The sequence below is a fragment of the Actinomycetota bacterium genome (genome assembly GCA_005888325.1).
Lineage (GTDB): Bacteria > Actinomycetota > Acidimicrobiia > Acidimicrobiales > AC-14 > AC-14.
On the sequence record VAWU01000052.1, the window covers coordinates 16,740 to 36,120 of the forward strand.

Here is a 19,381-nt window from a genome sequence, read left to right on the forward strand (position 1 = left end):
GTTCTCCCCGTGAGGCCTCCCCCGGTCTGGGTCGTGAAGCCCGCGTTGGCCGTGCGCGGCGCGATCGGCCGTGCGCACGCGCGCATGGCACCGCCCTTCGCCGTCGTCATCGAGCGCACCAACGCGATGATCGAGGGCAAGGCGCTCGCGGTCATGGCGGAGCTGCAGATCCCCGATCACCTGCACGCCGGGCCCCGCACCGCGGCCGAGCTCGCCTCGGTCGTAGGCGCGGACCGCGACGCGCTCGATCGTCTGCTCGCGTTCCTGGTGGCGTGCGGGTTGCTCGGTCGCACGCGCGACGGGCGCTATGAGAACAACGCCACCTCCGACGTCCTGCGCGCCGATCATCCCGAATCGGTGCGCGAGTGGGTCCGGTTCAGCGGAGCCGGGTGGGAATGGGAGATCTGGAACGAGCTGCACCACTCGGTGATGACCGGTGGGAGCGGGACCGTCGCCGCCCACGGGAAGCCGTACTTCGAGTACGTGAACCACGTGAACCCTGAGGCGGGTGCCACGTTCAACCGGGCGCTCGCGCAGCTCGGCGCGATCATGGCGCCGCTCATCGTCGACGGCTACGACTTCAGCCCCGCCCGCCGGGTGTGCGACGTGGGAGGTGGCAGCGGCGTCCTCCTCGCCGAGGTGCTGCGGCGACACCCGGCGGCGCACGGGGTCCTTTTCGAGCTGGACGCGCTCCACGCCGATGCCCGCGAGGCCCTCTCGGCGCGCGGGGTCAGCGATCGCTGCGAGCTGGTCGCGGGCGACTTCTTCGCGTCGGTCCCCGACGGCTGCGACCTCTACATCCTGCAGGCCGTCATCCACGACTGGGACGACGAGCGGTGCGTCACCATCCTCGCCAACGTGCGCGAGGCGATGCCCCCCGGCGCCCGCCTGCTCGTCATCGAGAACCTGCTCGACGCCGACGGTCGCGAGAAGGACAAGCTGACCCGGGCCTTCGACCTGCTCATGCTCGTGCTCACCGGGGCGGGCCGCGAGCGCACCCGGGCCCAGTTCGAGACGCTCTTCGCCCGGGCCGGCCTGCGCCTCGAGCGCGACATCACGCTGCCGCCGCTCCTCCATGTCCTCGAGGTGTCGCCGGTTCGCTCGGACTAGCCTCGTTGCCATGCTCGACTGCCGCATCATGGGTGGAAGCGTGGTCGACGGCACCGGTGCTCCGCGACGGCGTGCCGACATCGGCATCCGCGACGGACGCATCGTGGCCGTCGGCGAGGTCGACGAGAGCGCGAAACGCGACATCGACGCCACCGGCCTCGTCGTCGCGCCGGGTTTCGTCGACATCCACACTCACTACGACGCACAGCTGTTCTGGGACCCCACCGCCAGCCCGTCGCCTCTGCACGGCGTCACCACCGTCATCGGCGGCAACTGTGGGTTCACCATCGCGCCCGTGGTGCCGCAAGAGGCCGACTACCTCATGCGGATGCTGGCGCGCGTCGAGGGGATGCCGCTCGAGTCGCTCGAGGCGGGGGTGCCGTGGGGCTCGTGGCAGACCTACGGCGAATGGCTCGACCGCCTGGACGGCACCATCGCGGTGAACGCGGGCTTCCTCGTCGGCCATTCCGCCCTGCGCCGGGTCGTGATGGGCGAGGGCACCGGTGAGGCGGCGACCGACGATCAGATCGCGCGCATGGTGCAGCTGCTCCACGAGTCGCTCGCCGCAGGCGGCCTGGGGTTCTCGTCGTCCAACGCGCCGACGCACAACGACGCGTCCGGGCAGCCCGTGCCGTCGCGTGCCGCGACACGCGACGAGCTGGTGGCGCTGGCCCGCGCCGTGCGCGACCACGCGGGCACCACCCTCGAGTTCATTCCCACCATCGGTGCCTTCTCCGAGGAGCACATGGACCTGATGGCATCGATGTCGCTGGCCGCCAACCGTCCGCTCAACTGGAACGTGCTCGGCGTCAACGCCCAGAACCCCGACGGGCACCTGCAGCAGCTGTCGGCGTCGGATTACGCAGCCGCGAAGGGCGCCCGCGTGGTGGCCCTCACCGTGCCCGACCTCATGCGCTTCCGGCTCAGTCTCCTCACCGGGTTCATCCTCGACGCCCTGCCGGGCTGGCGGGAGACGATGGCCCTGCCGCCCGCTGAGAAGATGAAGGTGCTGTCCGACCCCGACGAGCGGCGGCGGCTGAACGAGGGCGCCAACTCGCCTGCGGCGGGCCCGCTGCGGGGCATGGCGAACTGGAAGCACCTCACCATCGCGGAGACGTTCGCGCCCGAGAACGACGGCCTGTCCGGGCGCACGGTCGGCGAGGTCGCGGCCGAGCGCGACCAGGATCCGTTCGACACCGTCTGCGACATCGCCGTCGCCGACGAGCTCCGCACCGGGTGGCTGCCCCGGACGGGCAACGACGACGACGCCAGCTGGCAGATGCGCCTTGGGGTGTGGCGCGATCCCCGCGCCGTGCTCGGCGCATCCGACGCAGGTGCCCACCTCGACATGATCGACTCGTTCACCTATACGACCGCCTTGCTCGGCCAGTCCGTGCGCGAGCGGCAGCTGCTCCCGCTCGAGGAGGCCGTCCACCTCCTCACCGACGTGCCTGCCCGGCTCTACGGGCTCCGCGGGCGCGGACGCATCGAGCAGGGTTGGCAGGCCGACATCGTCGTGCTCGACGAGGAGCGCGTCGGCCCCCGCCGCGTCTACACGCGTCACGACCTGCCCGCCGGGAGCGGCCGCCTCTACGGCGAGGCCGACGGTGTGGAGCACGTGCTCGTCAACGGTGTCGAGATCGCGACGGCAGGCGACTTCACCGGTGACCGTCCGGGCACCCTGTTGCGCTCGGGCCGCGACACCGACACGGTCGAGGTGCCGGGGGGCGCCGGCCGCGGCTAGAACGGGAGGGTTCGCGACTCAAGGAGCCCTGGAATGCCCGAAGCCGTCATCGTCGCCACCGCCCGCACGCCGATCGGTCGGGCCAACAAGGGCTCGCTGGTCGACCTGCGCCCCGACGACCTCAGCGCAACCATCATCAGGGCCGTTCTCGACAAGGTGCCCGCGCTCGATCGGCAGGCGGTCGAGGACGTGATCTGGGGGTGCGGTCAGCCCGGCGGCGAGTCGGGCTACAACGTGGCCCGGGTGGCGGCCCTCCTGGCCGACCTGCCCGACGTCCCCGGCGTCACCGTGAACCGCTACTGCTCCTCGTCGCTCCAGACGATCCGCATGGCGGGCCACGCGATCAAGGCGGGCGAGGGCGACGTGTTCGTGGCCGGCGGCGTCGAGACCGTGAGCCGCTACCAGTTCGGCGCCTCCGATACCGGCCCCCACAACCAGCAGTTCGAGCAGGCGAAGGCGCGCACCAAGGAGCGCAGCGCCGGCGGTGCGCCCGAGTGGACACCGCCGTCGGGCCTGCCCGACATCTACATCGCCATGGGCCAGACCGCCGAGAACGTCGTACAGGCCGAGAAGGTCGGTCGCGAGGAGATGGACGAGTTCGCCAAGCTCTCCCAGGACCGCTCCGTCGCGTCGCAGGAGAACGGGTTCTTCGAGCGGGAGATCACGCCGGTCACGACGCCCGACGGAACCGTCGTGTCCAAGGACGACGGCCCGCGCGCGGGCACCACGCTCGAGAAGCTCGCGCAGCTCAAGCCCGTGTTCCGGCCCGACGGCGAGGTCACCGCGGGCAACGCCTGCCCGTTGAACGACGGAGCCGCCGCGGTCATCGTCATGAGCGACACCCGGGCGCGCGAGCTCGGCGTGCAGCCGCTCGCCCGCATCGTGGCGAGCGGCGTGTCCGGCCTGAACCCCGAGATCATGGGCCTCGGTCCGATCGAGGCCTGCCGTCAGGCGCTGAAGCGGGCGGGCATGACGATCGACGACATCGACCTGGTCGAGATCAACGAGGCGTTCGCCGCGCAGGTCATCCCGTCGGCCCGCCGCGGCTCCATCGCCCTGGGCCACCCCTTCGGCATGACGGGCGCGCGCATCATGACCACGCTGCTGAACGGCCTCGAGGACGCGGACAAGACCTTCGGCCTCGAGTCGATGTGCGTCGGCGGCGGCCAGGGCATGGCGATGATCGTAGAGCGCCTGAACTAGGACGCGGGGCGACCTCGACTACAGCACCACGTCGTTGACGACGGTCAGGTCGACGAACTCCGGAGGCCCGTCGAAGATCGCCCCCATCGTCTCCCGCGCCGCCTTCAGTCCCTCCTGACGTCGCTCATCCTGCTCGCGGGCGCGCGCTTTCTCCTCGCTCTCGAAGAGGACCAACATGTAGACGCGGCTGGGGTCGTTCTGGTCCCGCATGGCCGTCGTCCGCAGCAAGCCCGACCCTGGTTGTTCGACCGCCTGCAGCTGCTCGAACAACTTCGGCAGCTCCTGTTCCTTGCCCGGCTTCAGGCGCGTCGTGATGATCTGTGCCCACATAGCAGAGTCCCCCTTCGCAGATGGATCCCGAAACCTACTGCGGCGTCATCGCCCGAAGCCGATCTTGATGATGAGAGCCGAGCCAACGTTTCGCGCTTCGGGGGGCTCGACGAGGGGGTCAGGAGGTCATGCCGCCGTCGATGGGGACGACGGCGCCGGTCATGTAGCGGGCCTCGTGGGACGCGAGGAAGGCCATGAGGCCGGCGACCTCCTCCGGCTGGGCGAACCCCATGGGTGACGTGATCTTGTAGAAGAGCTTCCGCGAGGCGTTCTCCGGGAAGCCGAAGCTCTCCATCAGGCTCGTCTGGATGCCACCGGGCGCCACCGCGTTCACGCGAACGCCGCGCTCGATGTACTCGTAGGCCATCGACTTCGTCAGCATCACCACCCCGCCCTTGGAGGCGCAGTACGCGGCGCTGTAGGGCTGGCCGATGAGCCCCGCGGTGGAGGCCACGTTGACGATGTTGCCCCCGTTCTCGAGCAGATGGGGCAGCGCGGCCTGGCTCACCAGGAACGTGCCCGTGAGGTTGACGTCGATGATGCGCTGCCACTCCTCGAGCGGCTGTTCGTGCGTGTGGGCGAACTTGCCGATGCCGGCGATGTTGCAGACGACGTCGGGCGGCCCCAGGTCGGCGACGACCGCGTCGATCGTCGCCGTCACCGACGCCTTGTCAGCCACGTTGCACACGTAGGCCTTGCCCTTGCCGCCCGCGTCGACGATGTCGGCTGCAGTCTGCTCGCACGCGTCCACGGTGACGTCGAGGCAGGCGACCGTCGCACCCTCGGCCGCGAGGCGCCGCGCCGTGGCCCGCCCGATGCCGCTCCCCGCACCGGTGACGACGGCGGTCTTGCCCGTGAAGCGTTGCTCGTTCGTGCTCATGCCGAGTACTGCTCGCGGAGCTTGTGCTTGAGGATCTTGCCGCTGGGGTTGCGCGGCACCGACTCGACGATCTCGAGCTGCTCGGGAATCTTCTGCACCATGAGCCCGTGCTCTCGCAGGAACATCGACATCTCCTGGAACGTGAGCGGGTCGGCGGGATCCTTGGGGGCGATCACCGCGCAGGCGCGCTCGCCCTGCTTCGGGTCGGGCAGGCCGATGACCGCGACGTCGCCGACCTTGGGGTGGGTGTAGAGCACGTCCTCGATCTCCTTGGCGCTGATGTTCTCGCCCTTGCGGATGATGATGTCCTTGAGCCGGCCGGTGATGGTGACGTAGCCGTCGGCGTCGACGTTGCCCAGGTCGCCCGTGCGGAACCACCGCTCGTCGTCGAAGGCATCGGCGTCGAGCGAGCTGTCGAGGTAGCCGCGGAAGAGCTGCGGACCGACGACACGGATCTCGCCCTCCTCGCCCGGGCCGGCCGGCTTCCCGTCGAGCCTGACGACGCGCACCTTCACGCCCTGGGTCGGCGGGCCCTCGGTGTTCGCCAGCTTGTCGTCCGGATCTGTCGTGCGAGCCATCGCGAGGATCGGGCACTCCGTGAGCCCGTAGCCCGAGACGATGCCGACGCCGCCGATCTCGGCCTTGAGGTCGTAGTGGAGCTGCGGGGGCTTGGGCGCCCCGCCGCCCGGGAACGCCCGCACGTGGGGGAACAGCGGCGTCGACGGGTCCTTGCGCTGGGCGGCGAGGTAGGCGAGGTGGAACGGCGTGCCCGCGCCGGCGAGGGTCGCGTCCTCGCGCTGCATGAACGGGATCGTCGTCGCGGGATCGAAGGCCTCGACCACCAGGTGCCCCATGCCGACGATGAACCCCGACAGCAGCCACACGATGCCGCCGATGTGGGTGAACGGGAACACGAGGGCGCCGACGTCGTCGGCCCGCAGATCGAGGGCCGCGTTCATACCGATGGACGCTGCCATCACCGTGCGGTCGGTGTGCTGCGCGCCCTTGGGGTCGGCCGTCGTCCCGGACGTGTAGAACAGCCACCGCACCGGCAGGTCGACGGGATCGTCGGGCGCGTCCGGTGGCGGCGGGAGCGTCGAGGGATCGCCCTCGGGCAGCGACCGGTCGCACACGAGCACGTCGAGGCCGTCGACCTCACCCGCCACGTCGTTCGCCATCGCCTCGAAGTCGAAGCCCTTCCACACCGACGGCACGACGAGCAGCCGGGCCCGCGTCTGGCGGACGATGAAGCCGACCTCGCGGGCCCGGTAGATCGGGAGCATGGGGTTCTGCACCGCGCCGAGGCGCGAGAGCGCGCCCACGAGCACCATCGACTCCAACCACGTCGGCAGCTCCCACGAGACGTTGACGCCCTCCCCCACCCCGAGCCCCATGAGACCGGCCGCCGCCCGCTCGGCCGCAGCCTGGTACTCGGCGAAGGTGAGGCTCCGCCCGTCCTCGTCGAGGCCGAAGCGGGCGTCGGGCGTGGCCGCCACCCGACGCTCGATGAGCTCCCACAGCGTGCGTCCCTCGAGGTTGGCGCTCACGTCGTCCCCCTACTCATTGGACGCCCTCCCGGAGCGCCCTTTTTCTCCAGCTCTCGCTTGTCGGTCTTGAGCATCGACGTCAACGGCAGGTCGTCGACGAACGTCACCCGGTCGGGCACCTTGTAGTCGGCCAAACGCGCTCGCACCCACGCGCGCAGCTCGTCGGCCGTGGGCGACGCATCCGGTGCGATCACCACCCAGGCGGCGCCCACCTGGCCGAGCACCGCGTCCGGCAACCCCACGACCGCGGCCCGCGCCACGCCGGGGTGCTCGGCCAGCACGTTCTCGACCTGCGCGGGGTACACGTTGTAGCCGCCGCGTATGTACATCTCGCTCTCGCGGCCCACGAGGGTGAGGTAGCCGCGGTCGTCGAGCGACCCGAGGTCGCCCAAGGTCAGCCACCCGGCCGCGTCGAGCACCGTCGCGGTGCGCTCAGGATCGTTCCAGTAGCCGCGCATCACCGCGCCCGAACGGCAACGGACCCGGCCGACGACACCCGCGGGGACGACCTCGCCGTCGTCGCCGACCACCTGCACCTCGACCCCGTCGCGCGCGCATCCCACCGTGTGCGCCACGTCGTCGTCGCTGTCGTCGAGCGCGGTGCCGGTGGTGAGCGACGCCTCGGTGCTCGTGTAGCGCACCACCACCGGGCAGCCGAGCGCCTCGCGCATGTGGCGGACCAGCTCGGCCGGGACCGTCGCCGCACCGGTGGAAGCGAGTCGCAGGCTCGAGACGTCGGTCGTCGCCATGTCGGGGTGGGACAGCATCAACGACCACTGCGTCGGTACGCCCTGGGCGACGGTGACGCGCTCGCGCTCGATGAGCCGAAGGGCGTCGCCGGCCTTCCACGGGGTCGGCGTGATGACCGTGGTGATCGCCCGCTCGAGCTCGTCCCACACCCGGGTCATGTAGGCGACATGCGCGAACGGAAGCGGCGAGAGCCTGCGGTCGCCGAACGCGCTGAGCGCGCCGGCCCCGCGGGCCATCGCCTCGAGGTTGACGTGGTCGAACACGGCCCCCTTCGGCTGGCCCGTCGTGCCGCTGGTCCACACGACCGCCACCGGGTCGGACGGATCGAGTGACGGCCGGCGTGCCGGCGGGTCGAGCTCGCTCCATGACGCGATGTCGTCGTCCTCGGTGATCACGACACGGGGCCGGGCCCGCTCGAGGATGCCCGCCACCTCGGTCGGGCCCAGCCGGGGGTTGATCCCCGATGTGATCGCGCCCAGGCGCAGGGCCGCCTGGTAGCAGACCGCGTACCCGATCGACGACGGCAGCTTCAGGCACACGACGTCGCCCTTGCCGACGCCGCGGTCGACGAGTACCGCCGCGACGCCGTCCGCGGCGCGGTCCCACGCCGCGAACGTGAGCCGCTGGTCACCCTCGACGATCGCCTCGCGATCGCCGTGCGCCTCGACGGTGGCCTGCATGAGGTCGACCGCGGTTCTGATCGGCGCGGTCGTGATCGACACTCTGTCGGTCGACATCGCGCTCAGAACTGCAGGACGCCGCGGGCGAGCTTGCCGTCGTGCAGGTCGGCCACGACCGTGTCGAAGCGCTCGAGCGGGTAGGTCGCCGACACCAGCTCGTCGAGCATGAGCCGCCCCTGCTTGTAGAGCTCGACGAGCAACGGGATGTCGTGGTGCGGCCGGCTCGACCCGTAGCGACACCCGAGCAACCCCCGGTCGACATGGGTGAAGAAGGTCACGAGGGCAGAGAACTCGACATCGAACGCGGGCACGCCCACGATCACGCAGTTGCCGCCCCAGTCGAGGACGTCGATCGCGTTGCGCAGGACGCGGGCGTTGCCGACGCACTCGAAGGCCCAGTCGACGCCGCCCGCTCCGAAGGGGCCCGCGCGCCTCCCGTCCGGCTCGAACGGGAGCAGGTTGCGGATGGCCTTTACGCTGTCGGTGTCGGTGGCGTCGATGAAGTCGGTGGCGCCGAACTCTCGAGCCAGCGGCTCCTTCGCCGCGACCGTGTCGACTGCGATGATGCGCGAGGCGCCGGCGATGCGCAGCCCCTGGATGACGTTGAGCCCGACGCCCCCCACACCGAACACCGCCGCCGTCTCGCCCTGCTGCACGCGGGCCCGGTTCAGGGCGGCGCCCACGCCGGTCAGCACCCCGCACCCGATGAGGCACGCGGACGACAGCGGCACGTCGTCGTCGATGCGGACGGCCTGGGTCTCCTTCACCACCGTGCGCTCGGCGAACACCGATGTGGCCGCGAAGTTCCACGCGGGCTCACCGTTGAACGTGAACGGCTTGTCCATCACGCCCATGGTCTGGCGGCACCACGTGGGATGACCGGTGTTGCACGCCGCGCACATGCCGCAGTTGGCGATCGTGGCCAGCACGACGTGGTCGCCCGGCTGCAACGTGGTGACCGCGCCGCCCACCGCCTCCACCACGCCGGCGCCCTCGTGGCCCAGCACCGCGGGTGTCGGCCAGGGAATGGTGCCGTCGATGACGCTGATGTCGCTGTGGCACACGCCCGCGTTCACGATGCGCACCACGACGTCGGTCGGACCGGGATCGCGCACCTCCAGCCCGTCGGTGACCTCGGCCTTCCCGTCGCCGACGAACACGATCCCGCGCATTCAGCGCACCCCCGGGGAGACGATGGCGCCCGGCAGCTCGCCGGTGAGCTCGCCGTCGACGACGATGGGCCGGCCGTTGACGATGGTCGCGTGCACGCCCTCGGGCCGGGCGGAGTAGCGGGCCTCGCCGCCGGGGAAGTCGGTCACCTGCTTCTTCGTGCCTGGCCCGACGGTGTCGGGGTCGAACAGGAAGAGGTCGGCGGCGTAGCCCGGCAGCACCATGCCGCGGTCGGCGAAGCCGCACAGCGCAGCGGGCACCTGCGTCATCTGACGCACGCCCTCCTCGACCGTCCAGAGCCGGCGGTCGAACACCCAGAAGCGCAGGAAGTAGCTCGACCAGTCGGAACCGTCGTCGCGATCCAGGTGGGCGCCGCCGTCCGACACGCCGACGATCATGCTCGGGTGGCGCTGGCTCTCACGCACCGCGTCCTCCCACTCCGGCGTCTTGTTCTCCCACCGGAACACCGTACGCAGGTCGCTGTCGAGCGCGATGTCGAGCAGCACGTCGGCGGGCGCCTTCCCGAGCTCGGCCGCGATGTCCTTGATCGACCGCTTGAGGAACTTCTCGTGCTGGGGCTCGGTGACCTCGTCGACGAACACGACGTGCCAGTGCGGTGGCGGAAGCGTGCTGCCCTTCGATGCGTCCTTGTTGGGATGGTCGACCGCGTCGCGCAGCTCGTCGCGCACGCCGGGGTCGCGCAGGCGGGCCAGCTTCTCGTCGTGCGAGAGGAACATGAACGCGGCCCACGCGGGTACGCCGTCGTACAGCTGGGTGCCGCTCTCGAGCGAGAAGGCCCGGTCGAACGGATGGTTGCGCAGGAGGCTGAAGATGGCGGCGCCGCGGCGGGCGGCATCGCCGAGGAAGGCCTCGGCCTCGGGCCACCCCGCGGTCGGCGCGTCGACCTTGTTGCGCCCGCCCAGGCCCTGGATCACGATCGGCAGGCGGCTGTCGACGCCGAGCTCGACCAGCAACTCCTTGTCGTCGTGGTCGAGGCCCCCGATGGAGCTGGCCGGAAGGTAGGAGACGCTCCCGCCGTGGTGGCGGCCGGCCTCGGCAACGAGCGCGCGCAGCTCGTCGACGCCGGCGAAGCGGCTCGGGATGGGCCGGCCGTCGCCATCGAGCTGGGTGGGCGCGTGCGACGACGAGAAGCCGGCCGCGCCGGCGTCCATCGACTCGGCCACCACCCGGCGCATCTGCTCCACCTCGTCGGGGGTGGCCTCGCGCTCGGACGCGTCGGGCCCCATCACCCAGCGGCGCACGGTCGAGTGGCCCACGTAGCACGCGAGGTTCACACCGAGCCGGTCGCGCCGCGCCGCGAAGAACTCCGGGAAGCTCTCGAAGTCCCACTCCACCCCCGACAACGCCACCGGCGACATGCCCTCGACCCGGGCGAACATCCGCGAGATGAAGTCGCGGTCGCGCTCGCGCGTCGGTGCGATGGAGAACCCGCAGTTTCCCGCCAGCACGGTGGTGACGCCGTGGTAGCAGGACGACGTGGCCCACGCGTCGAACGTCAGCTGGGGGTCGTAGTGGGTGTGGGCGTCGATGATCCCGGGCGCCACGAAGAGGCCGTCCGCCTCGACCACTCGCGCGCCGGCGACGCTCTCCGTCAGATGGCCCACGTCGACGATCCGCCCGGCGCGCACGCCGATGTCGCCCCGCCGCCGGGCCAGGCCGGTGCCGTCGACGACGATCCCGTTCTTCACGATCAGGTCGTAAGCCATGGCGCCCTTCCTCTTCGCGACAAGTCAACCCGGCCAGATGATGCTCTGCACCTCGGTGTAGGCGTCGAGGCCCCAGTCACCGTTGTCGCGGCCGATGCCGCTCATCTTGAAGCCGCCGAAGGGCGCCTCGTGGTTGCGCTGGGCGGTGTTGAGGCCGACGTGTCCGCAGCGCAACTGCCGGGCGATGTCGTAGGCGCGTGCCGTGTCGGCCGAGTAGACGTAGTCGTACAGCCCGTAGTCGCTGTCGTTGGCGATCGCCACCGCCTCGTCGTCGTCGTCGTAGGGGATGACGACGAGGACGGGCCCGAAGATCTCGTCGCGCGCGACCCGCATGTCGTTGGTGCAGGCCGCGAGCAGGGCGGGCTCGACGTAGAAGCCCTTCTCCAGGTGCGCGGGGCGGACCCCGCCCGCGATCAGCTCCGCCCCGGCGTCCGTCCCGCCGCGGATGTGACCCTCGATGCGGTCGCGCTGGGCCGCGGAGATCACCGGTCCGACGACGGTGTCGACCTCGAGCGGGTCACCCACCTTCATCTGCGGCGCGAGCTTCGCCAGCCGCTCGACCACCTCGTCGTAGACCGACCGCTGCACGACGGCGCGGGTGGGGGCGGTGCAGATCTGGCCCGAGTGGAAGCCCCAGACGCTCCCCAGCGCGGTCACCGCGGCGGTGAGGTCGGCGTCGTCGCACACGATGCACGCGCCCTTGCCGCCGAGCTCGAGCAGCAGGCGCTTCATCGTGCGGGCACCCGACTCGTAGATCTTCACGCCGACCGCGGTGCTGCCCGTGAAGCTGATCATGTCGACGTCGGGCGAGTCGACGAGGGCCGCGCCCGGGTCGGGCTGCGACCCGGTGACGAGGTTGACGACGCCGGGCGGGAACCCGACCTCCTCGATGATGCGGACCAGCTCGATCACCGCGAGCGGCCCGTGGGGGGCGGGCTTGATGACCACCGTGTTGCCGGTGGCGAGCGCAGGTGCCACCTTGCCCGCCATCGACGTGATCGGGAAGTTGTACGGCGTGATGCACGCGACGACGCCGACCGGTGGACGCAGCCCCACCGCGCCCATGAGGCCGCCCGGCGCGAGCGGTGTGGACTGCATCTCCATCGGTGGGATCGCGATGGTGAGGTCCTGCAGCGCGCCCTTGGCGTAGCGCTCGAAGCGGTTGGCGCACATGGGGACCTGCAACGCGGACCCGACGGACAGCGTCGCTCCCGTCTCCGCGATGATCAACGGGAGGAGCTCGTCGGCACGCTGGCGCACACGGTCGGCGACCGCCTGCAACAGCGCGGCGCGCTCCTGCGGCGACGTGCGCGACCACGCGGGGAGCGCGGCGCGTGCCGCGGCCGCGGCTTCGCGCGCATCGATCGCGCTCGCCTCGGGAGCCTCGTCGACGACGTCTTCAGTGGCCGGGTTGACGACGTCGTAGGAGCCGGAACCCCCCTCGACCCAGTCGCCGCCGATCAGCAGCCGGTACGGACTCACGGTTTCTGACACTATGTCAGCGAACTGTAACCCGTTCTCGTGAGGGGTGTGCCAGTGGGAAATCCCGTCCTCACCATGCGCTTCGACCTGCGCGTTCCCGATATCTCGCCGGCCACGCCCGCCGAGCAGTACGCGGCCTGTCTCGAGATGTCGACGTGGGCCGACGGGCACGACTTCACCTCGGTCGTGCTCTCCGAGCACCACGGCGTCGACGACGGCTACCTCCCCGCGCCGCTGGCCATGGCGGGCGCGGTCCTCGGGCGCACGCGCACGACGATGGTCAACATCTCGGCCCTGCTGATCCCCCTCCACGACCCGGTGCGGATGGCCGAGGAGATCGCGGTGCTCGACCTCGCCGGCAACGGCCGTCTCTCACTCGTCGCCGGCCTCGGCTACCGCGAGGAGGAGTTCGAGATGGCCGGTGTCGACCGGAAGCGACGCGGGAAGACGCTCGAGGAGCACATCGACGTGATGCGCCGGGCCTGGACCGGCGAGCCGTTCGAGTGGCGAGGTCGCACCATCCGGGTCACGCCCAGGCCCGTGACCCAGCCGCATCCGCTGATCCTCATCGGCGGGTCCACCGAGATCGCGGCCCGCCGCGCGGCGCGCATGCAGCTGCCCTTCATGCCCGCCATCGGCGACCCCGCCCTCGCCGACCTCTACCGCGCCGAGTGCGAGCGGCTGGGCTTCACCGGCGGGTGGGTGCTCCTGCCGAAGGGCCCCGGCTTCGTGCACGTCACCGACGACCCCGAGAAGGCGTGGGCCCGGATCGCGCCGCACGCGCTCTACGACGCGCAGACGTACCACAGCTGGCAGACACCTGGGCAGCGCTCCCAGGTGGAGGTGGCCGGCGACACGCTCGACGAGCTCAAGGCGAGCGGTGTGTACCGGGTGGTGACACCCGACGAGTGCGTTGCCCTCGCCCGGGAGACGGGCTCGCTCCTGTTCCATCCGCTGATGGGCGGCATCCCGGCCGCGCTCGGCTGGGAGAGCCTCGAGCTGTTCGCCTCGCAGGTGCTCCCCCGCCTGGCCTAGGAGGTTCGCCGTGACGCTCGACCCGGTTGCGAAGGTGCTCATGGACGCCATGGACCAGGCGTTCCCCCGAGTCGAGACGATGACCGGCGCGGAAGCGCGCGCCCACGTGGCGCGGATGGTCGCGTCCTTGGCCACCGACCCGGAGCCGGTGGCCCGGGTCGAGAACCGCTCCGTGCCGGGTCCCGACGGCCCGGTTCCCGTCCGCTTCTACTGGCCCGAGGACCCGGCGCCGGCGCCGCTCCCCGCGCTCGTCTACTTCCACGGCGGTGGATGGGTCATCTGCGACCTCGACACCCATGACGCGACCTGTCGCGCCATCACCAACGGCGCGGGATGCGTCGTGGTGTCGGTCGACTACCGGTTGGCGCCCGAGCACAAGTTCCCGGCCGCCGCCGAGGACGCCTACGCCGCGACCCTGTGGGTGGCCGCCAACGCGAGCGACATCGGTGTCGACGCCACCCGGATCGCGGTAGGAGGCGACAGCGCGGGCGGCAACCTCACCGCCGCGGTCGCGCTGATGGCGCGCGACCGCGCCGCCCCCGAGATCGTGTTCCAGCTCATGCTGTACCCGGTCACCGACGTCACCTCGCTCGACACGGCGTCGTACCGCGAGAACGGTGTGGGTTTCTTCCTCACCACCGCCTCGATGGACTGGTACCGGCCTCAGTACCTGAGCGACCTGTCCGAGGCTTCGCACCCCTACGCGTCGCCACTCCGGGCCGCCGATCTCACCGGGTTGCCGCCCGCGCTCGTCATCACCGCGGAGCACGACCCGCTCCGCGACGAGGGCGAGGCCTACGCGGCGCGACTGCGGGACGCCGGCGTGCCCGCGACGGTCACGCGCTACGACGGCGTCTTCCACGGCTTCTTCGCGCTGGGAATTCTGCTCGACGCGGCCAAGCAGGCGCACGAGGAGTCCTACGCCGCGCTGCGGGAGGCGTTCACCCTCTGATCACTCGTCGCGTCGCGTCTGTTCAGAGGTCGAGGCGGAGCATGCGGATGGCGTTGCCGCGCACGATCTTCTCGATGACGTCGTCGTCGAGGCCCTTCATCTGCTCCTCCGCGATCTGGCGGGTGTGCGGCCACGTCGAGTCGGAGTGCGGGTAGTCGCTCTCGTAGGTCACGTTGCCGACGCCGATCGCGTCGAGGCTCTTGAGGCCGTGGGCGTCGTTGAAGAAGCAGCCGTAGACGTGGTCGCGGAACAGCTCGCTGGGCGCCACCGGCACCTTGTCGGCCACCCCGCCCCAGCCCCGGTTCTCCTCCCACACCACGTCGGCCCGCTCGAGGATGTAGGGGATCCAGCCGATCTGACCCTCGGAGTACGCGATCTCGAGGTTGGGGAAGTGGGTGAAGGCGCCGCACATGAGCCAGTCGACGAGCGAGTAGCAGGCGTTGGCGAACGTGAGCGTCGAGCCGACCGCGGGCGGCGCGTCGGCCGAGGTGGACGCCGTCTCGGTCTCCTCGCAGGCCGCGAAGAACGGGTGCCAGAAGTTGTCGGCGTCGTGCACCGACGGCAGCCCGAGGAACGGCGGGATCTCGCTGAAGCACACCGCGTGCACGCCGCGCGCCGCGTTGCGCCGCACCTCGGCGGCCGCCAGCGACGCGTCCCACAAGGGGATGAGGCAGAGCGGGATCAGCCGGCCCCCCGACTCGCCGCACCATTCGTCGACCATCCAGTCGTTGTAGGCGCGCACGCAGAGCAGGGCCAGCTCCTTGTCGTCCGCCTCCAGGAACGTCTGGCCGCAGAAGCGGGGGAAGGTGGGGAAGCACAGCGACGCCTCGGTCCAGTTCGCGTCCATGTCGTCGAGGCGGGGCTTGACCTGGTGCGCGCCGGGGCGCATCCATTCGTACGTCGTACCCTCGAGGCGCACCTCGTCGCGGTCGTGGCCCACCGATGCGTCGAGGCGGATCAGCGGGCGACGCAGGTCTTCGTAGAACCACCAGTCGACGTCGGGCCCGTCGCCGCGCTCGCCCACCACCGGTGTGAACTTGCCGCCGATGAACGTCATCTCCTTGACGGGCGCGCGCACGATGCGCGGGGCGACGCCGTGATGCTTCGACGCGAGCCGGTCGGTCCACACCGTGGGTGGCTCGACCACGTGGTCGTCGACCGAGATGATCTTCGGGAAGTCCCGCACGCTCGGATGGTAGCCCTCTTCTGACGCACCGTCAGCAGCCAGGGCTAACGTACGCCATGCCTCAGAACGTGCCTTCCTTCGAGTGGACCGACGACGCGCTGCGGCTGCGACAGTTCGTCTACGAGCACTGGTGCGACAAGGGCGTGGGGCCCAACCTGCGCGACGTGCACGAGGCCCTCGGCCTGCAGCGGCGCGAGATCGTGCAGGCCTACAAGCAGCTGCAGCTCGGCATCATCTGCGTGGTGCAGGAGGACACCCAGAACTGCAACCTCATCAAGTTCCAGCCGTTCTCGAGCTTCCCGAGCCAGGTGCAGGCGTTCGTCGACGACCGCTTCCACAGCTACATCGGCTGTGCCATGGAGTCGATGGCCGTGAGCCGCATGCCACCGTTCCTCGGCAAGGACATCCGCCTCGAGTCGTGGTGTGCCTGCTGCCTCGAGCCCATCTCCCTGACGATGCGCGACGGCGAGGTGGTCACCCAGTCGGCGGACAACGTGCTCATCCACGTCACGTCGAGCCCCTATGACTGGGGCAACATCGACATCACCGCCATGTGCGACACCATGAACTTCGTGCTCGACGCCGCGCATGCCGAGCGTTACGAGCGCCAGGTGCAGCGGCGGGGCGTGCTCGTCACCATCGACCAGGGCCGCATGTTCGTGCACGGGACGGCCAAGCACCGCATGCACAACTACCACTGGCCGCCGTCGCAGATGATCCCCGAGATCATCATCCAGGGCATCGAGTCCCTCGGCGTCGACGTGACCAATTGGAAGGGCTGAGCCGAGTGAGCGCAGCGATCGAGGCGGGGCCCGAGCGGCCCTCTGAGCGGAAGGGCTGAGGGGGCGTGGCGTCGATCGTCCCGGCGGGTCGCCTGGTGTACGGGATGCAGCTGCAGGTGCAGTCGCAGAGCCGCATGTACGCCGAGGCGTGGGAAGGCGACGCGGGACGAAACGAGCTGGCCGCCATCGCCCGCAAGGCCGACGACGCGGGCTTCTTCTACATCGCGGTCTGCGACCACGTCGCCATCCCCCGGCCGCTCGACGAGCGGATGAACACCGTCTGGTACGACACCGTCGCCACGCTGGGGTGGCTGGCGGGCATCACCACCAAGGTCCGTCTGCTGTCACACGTCTTCGTGGTGGCCTACCGCCACCCGCTGGCGACGGCGAAGTCGTTCATGACCCTCGACGAGCTGTCGGGCGGGCGGGCGATCCTGGGTGTGGGCACCGGTCACGTCGAGCCCGAGTTCGCGCTGCTCGGCGTCGACTTCGCGGCAAGGGGACGCCTCACCGACGATGCCATCGACGAGCTACGCGCCGCCTTCACGGGCGAGTACGTCCACGACGCGGGCATGCGGCCCCGCCCGCGGCAGGCCCGGCTACCCATCTGGGTCGGCGGCTCCTCGAAGCCGGCACTGCGTCGGGCCGCCGAGCGGGGCGACGGGTGGCTGCCGCAGGGGACGCCACGGTCGCGCATGGCCGAGTCGATCGCCTACCTCCGCGAGCACCGCGCGCGCACGGTCGGCGACGAGCCCATCGACATCGGCACCATCACCGAGGTGCTCTACGTCGGGGAGCCGGGCTGGGACGTCGGTGGGCACGTGCTCTCGGGCAAGGCCGATCACATCGCCGAGCGCCTGCGCGAGTTCGGCCCCATGGGCGTCAACCACCTGCAGGTGCGCTTCCGCAACCGGTCGCTGCAAGAGCTCCTCGATCAGATGGACGCGTTCGGCGCCGAGGTCGCGCCGCTCCTCGACGCGTAGCCGGCCGTCCTGAGGAGGCGGTGCCGTGGCGTCACACCGCCCGAGGTGACGCGCTCGATTCGACGTCGCCCGCATATCACCACCCGACCCTTTCGATGCTGGCGATGGCGGCGTCGCAGATCCGCGCCTGTCGTTCCGCGATCGTGCCCGTGCCGTCGTCGGCTGGTCGCGTCGGTGGCGGTGGCCGGGGGTCGACGTCGGTGCCGTCGGGCTTCAGCCAGCGCCAGTGCCCGGGCCCGCCTTCCAATCGGTAGCCCTCGTGCGTCTTCTGGGCGTGGTGGAAGCGACACAGCCGGGCCAGCGCGTCGAGCTTCGTGACGCGCGTCGCGCTCCAGGGCTCGACGTGGTCGATCTCGAGCCCGACGCGCACGTGACAGCTCGACACCACGCACTCGGGATCGCGCACCTCCAGCGCGCTGCGCTGGTGGGCGGTGGGCCTTCGCCCCAGGTGCGCCACCGTCGCGACATCGACCCCGTTCGTCACCACCGCGGTCACGAAGGCATCGTCCATCATCGAGCGCACCACGTTCACTGGCACCGGCCCCACGCCCGCCACCTCGCAGCGCTCACCTGGTTCTGCCTTTCCCCGCACGAGCGCGGCATGGTCGATCACCACGTGCACGGTGTTGCGCGGCGGCGACGAACCAGCGCCGGTGCCATCGCGCGCGGCCCGAGCCAACGCCAGCAGGGCGTCGGCCCGGTAGGCGTCGAAGCCCTCCCGCCGTCCTTCGTCGCGCGCCACACGAAACGCCTCGGCCTCGAAGGGCTCGAGCGCCACCAACAGCTCGGCCAGCACCTCGGGAGTGAAGCGCCCGTCGAGGCGCCCGGCGCCGTCGGGGTCGCTCCAGTGCCGCAGCGAGCGCGAGGCATGAATGGCGCGATGACACGCCATCCCATCCGGCGCGGCCGCGGCTTTGACCCGCCGGCAGGTGTCGCGCAGCGCGAACCCGTCGTCCTGCGCCACCGCCAACAGCTCGGCCTCCGCGCCAGGGTCCGCGCCGGCAGCCGACGCGATCTCATTGGCCTGCACCGCGGAGAGCTCACCCGCCCGCACGGCACGGTCCACGCCGGGGAGCTCGGGCAAGCGGGCCGCGGTCTCGAGCGTCGCCATCGCATTGCCGATGGACACGCCACTGCGCCGGGCCAGCCAGTGGGCGGCGGAGCGCTCACCCGCCCCCCGCCAGAGGTTGGAGGCGGCCACCCGCCGCGCCGCCAGCGCCTTGCCCGCGGCAACGAGCTTCTCCATGGACACGAACGTGTCGACCAGACCCACCGCCGCGTCGGCCGAAAGGCGCTCGGGCTCCAACCCGGCCACGATCTCGCGCAACGCCGCTTCCATCTCCTGCAGACGCATTGACGAACTCCACGTCCAGCCAATTGCTCACGGGGAAGCGAACGTATGTTCGATGGTAGCAGACCCCAACGACAAGCCGCAAGCATTGTCCGGAGATTTGTCTGGGCGTCTGCGCGGCTCGAATCGATCCGTCTGCGGGGGTTGTTCTGCAAAGCCAAGCGCAACGCTTGTGTTGGGAACTCTGGCTAGCGGCTCGCCGAGGATGAGGCTGCTGCAGTGCTCCAGGCGCTCCTCCGTGCCCGCCTCTCTGAGGAAGACCTCAGCTTCGCCCGGTGCGCCCTCTGGGGTGTTGCAGATGATTCAAGTCTCCCGCACTTCATCTCTCATGACTCTCACCCGCTCCATATCGAAGCCTCTTTGTGTCAACGACCTTGTTCGCGAGCGCGCCGAAGCAGCGCCTGTTGGTGGGCGCGTAGTGTCGTAGTGGGTCCGGGAGTGACTTCTCCGAAGAGCCGGTGTTCAGGGT

The 19,381-nt window shown here is 70.5% G+C and carries 16 protein-coding genes; 7 read left to right on the forward strand and 9 right to left on the reverse strand.

Annotated elements, in window-relative coordinates:
- The first annotated feature begins 9 nt into the window (after positions 1-9).
- Genes E6G06_16050 through E6G06_16060 form a run of 3 tightly spaced genes read left to right on the forward strand, consistent with a single transcriptional unit; the run spans position 10 to position 4,057 of the window.
- On the forward strand, positions 10-1,110 hold the full coding sequence (locus E6G06_16050) for a hydroxyneurosporene methyltransferase (GenBank protein TML88529.1): 1,101 nt from the start codon (positions 10-12) through the stop codon (positions 1,108-1,110).
- A 10-nt stretch (positions 1,111-1,120) separates the two neighbouring features.
- Positions 1,121-2,854 carry a D-aminoacylase gene (locus E6G06_16055; protein ID TML88530.1) on the forward strand — a complete coding sequence of 578 codons (1,734 nt, stop codon included), beginning with the start codon at positions 1,121-1,123 and terminating at the stop codon, positions 2,852-2,854.
- Between the two features lie 33 nt (positions 2,855-2,887).
- Positions 2,888-4,057, forward strand: coding sequence for an acetyl-CoA C-acetyltransferase (locus E6G06_16060; protein TML88531.1), 1,170 nt, complete (start codon positions 2,888-2,890; stop codon positions 4,055-4,057).
- An 18-nt stretch (positions 4,058-4,075) separates the two neighbouring features.
- Here E6G06_16060 and E6G06_16065 read toward each other — a convergent pair whose 3' ends face one another.
- The 7 genes from E6G06_16065 to E6G06_16095 all read right to left on the reverse strand — a co-directional run bounded on the left by E6G06_16065 (position 4,076) and on the right by E6G06_16095 (position 12,635).
- The gene (locus E6G06_16065; GenBank protein ID TML88532.1) at positions 4,076-4,387 is read right to left on the reverse strand and encodes a hypothetical protein; all 312 of its coding nucleotides are present in this window, start codon (positions 4,385-4,387) and stop codon (positions 4,076-4,078) included.
- Between the two features lie 118 nt (positions 4,388-4,505).
- The gene (locus E6G06_16070; GenBank protein ID TML88533.1) at positions 4,506-5,267 is read right to left on the reverse strand and encodes an SDR family oxidoreductase; all 762 of its coding nucleotides are present in this window, start codon (positions 5,265-5,267) and stop codon (positions 4,506-4,508) included.
- Complete coding sequence (locus tag E6G06_16075; protein ID TML88534.1) at positions 5,264-6,814, reverse strand: cyclohexanecarboxylate-CoA ligase; 1,551 nt, start codon at positions 6,812-6,814, stop codon at positions 5,264-5,266. Before E6G06_16075 ends, E6G06_16070 begins: the two co-directional genes overlap by 4 nt.
- Complete coding sequence (locus E6G06_16080) at positions 6,811-8,301, reverse strand: long-chain fatty acid--CoA ligase (protein TML88535.1); 1,491 nt, start codon at positions 8,299-8,301, stop codon at positions 6,811-6,813. Before E6G06_16080 ends, E6G06_16075 begins: the two co-directional genes overlap by 4 nt.
- A 5-nt stretch (positions 8,302-8,306) precedes the next feature.
- The gene (locus E6G06_16085; protein TML88536.1) at positions 8,307-9,416 is read right to left on the reverse strand and encodes a Zn-dependent alcohol dehydrogenase; all 1,110 of its coding nucleotides are present in this window, start codon (positions 9,414-9,416) and stop codon (positions 8,307-8,309) included.
- On the reverse strand, positions 9,417-11,141 hold the full coding sequence (locus tag E6G06_16090; protein ID TML88537.1) for an amidohydrolase: 1,725 nt from the start codon (positions 11,139-11,141) through the stop codon (positions 9,417-9,419).
- Between the two features lie 24 nt (positions 11,142-11,165).
- Complete coding sequence (locus E6G06_16095; GenBank protein TML88538.1) at positions 11,166-12,635, reverse strand: aldehyde dehydrogenase family protein; 1,470 nt, start codon at positions 12,633-12,635, stop codon at positions 11,166-11,168.
- A 63-nt stretch (positions 12,636-12,698) separates the two neighbouring features.
- Here E6G06_16095 and E6G06_16100 point away from each other — a divergent pair, with 63 nt between their 5' ends.
- The gene (locus E6G06_16100) at positions 12,699-13,658 is read left to right on the forward strand and encodes an LLM class flavin-dependent oxidoreductase (protein TML88544.1); all 960 of its coding nucleotides are present in this window, start codon (positions 12,699-12,701) and stop codon (positions 13,656-13,658) included.
- 40 nt (positions 13,659-13,698) lie between these two features.
- Entirely contained in the window at positions 13,699-14,610 is a 912-nt protein-coding gene (locus tag E6G06_16105; protein ID TML88545.1) for an alpha/beta hydrolase, read from the forward strand.
- A 22-nt stretch (positions 14,611-14,632) separates the two neighbouring features.
- On the opposite strand, the gene E6G06_16110 is transcribed toward E6G06_16105, so the two are convergent.
- The gene (locus E6G06_16110; protein ID TML88539.1) at positions 14,633-15,796 is read right to left on the reverse strand and encodes an amidohydrolase; all 1,164 of its coding nucleotides are present in this window, start codon (positions 15,794-15,796) and stop codon (positions 14,633-14,635) included.
- Positions 15,797-15,852: 56 nt separating this feature from the next.
- On the opposite strand from E6G06_16110, the gene E6G06_16115 reads away from it, so the two are divergent.
- Both E6G06_16115 and E6G06_16120 read left to right on the forward strand, forming a co-directional pair.
- Positions 15,853-16,578, forward strand: a complete 726-nt coding sequence (locus E6G06_16115) for a hypothetical protein (protein ID TML88540.1) — start codon at positions 15,853-15,855, stop codon at positions 16,576-16,578.
- Positions 16,579-16,682: 104 nt separating this feature from the next.
- Positions 16,683-17,561, forward strand: coding sequence for a TIGR03619 family F420-dependent LLM class oxidoreductase (locus tag E6G06_16120; GenBank protein TML88546.1), 879 nt, complete (start codon positions 16,683-16,685; stop codon positions 17,559-17,561).
- A gap of 76 nt (positions 17,562-17,637) precedes the next feature.
- On the opposite strand, the gene E6G06_16125 is transcribed toward E6G06_16120, so the two are convergent.
- Entirely contained in the window at positions 17,638-18,915 is a 1,278-nt protein-coding gene (locus E6G06_16125) for a DUF222 domain-containing protein (protein ID TML88541.1), read from the reverse strand.
- Between the last annotated feature and the right edge of the window lie 466 nt (positions 18,916-19,381).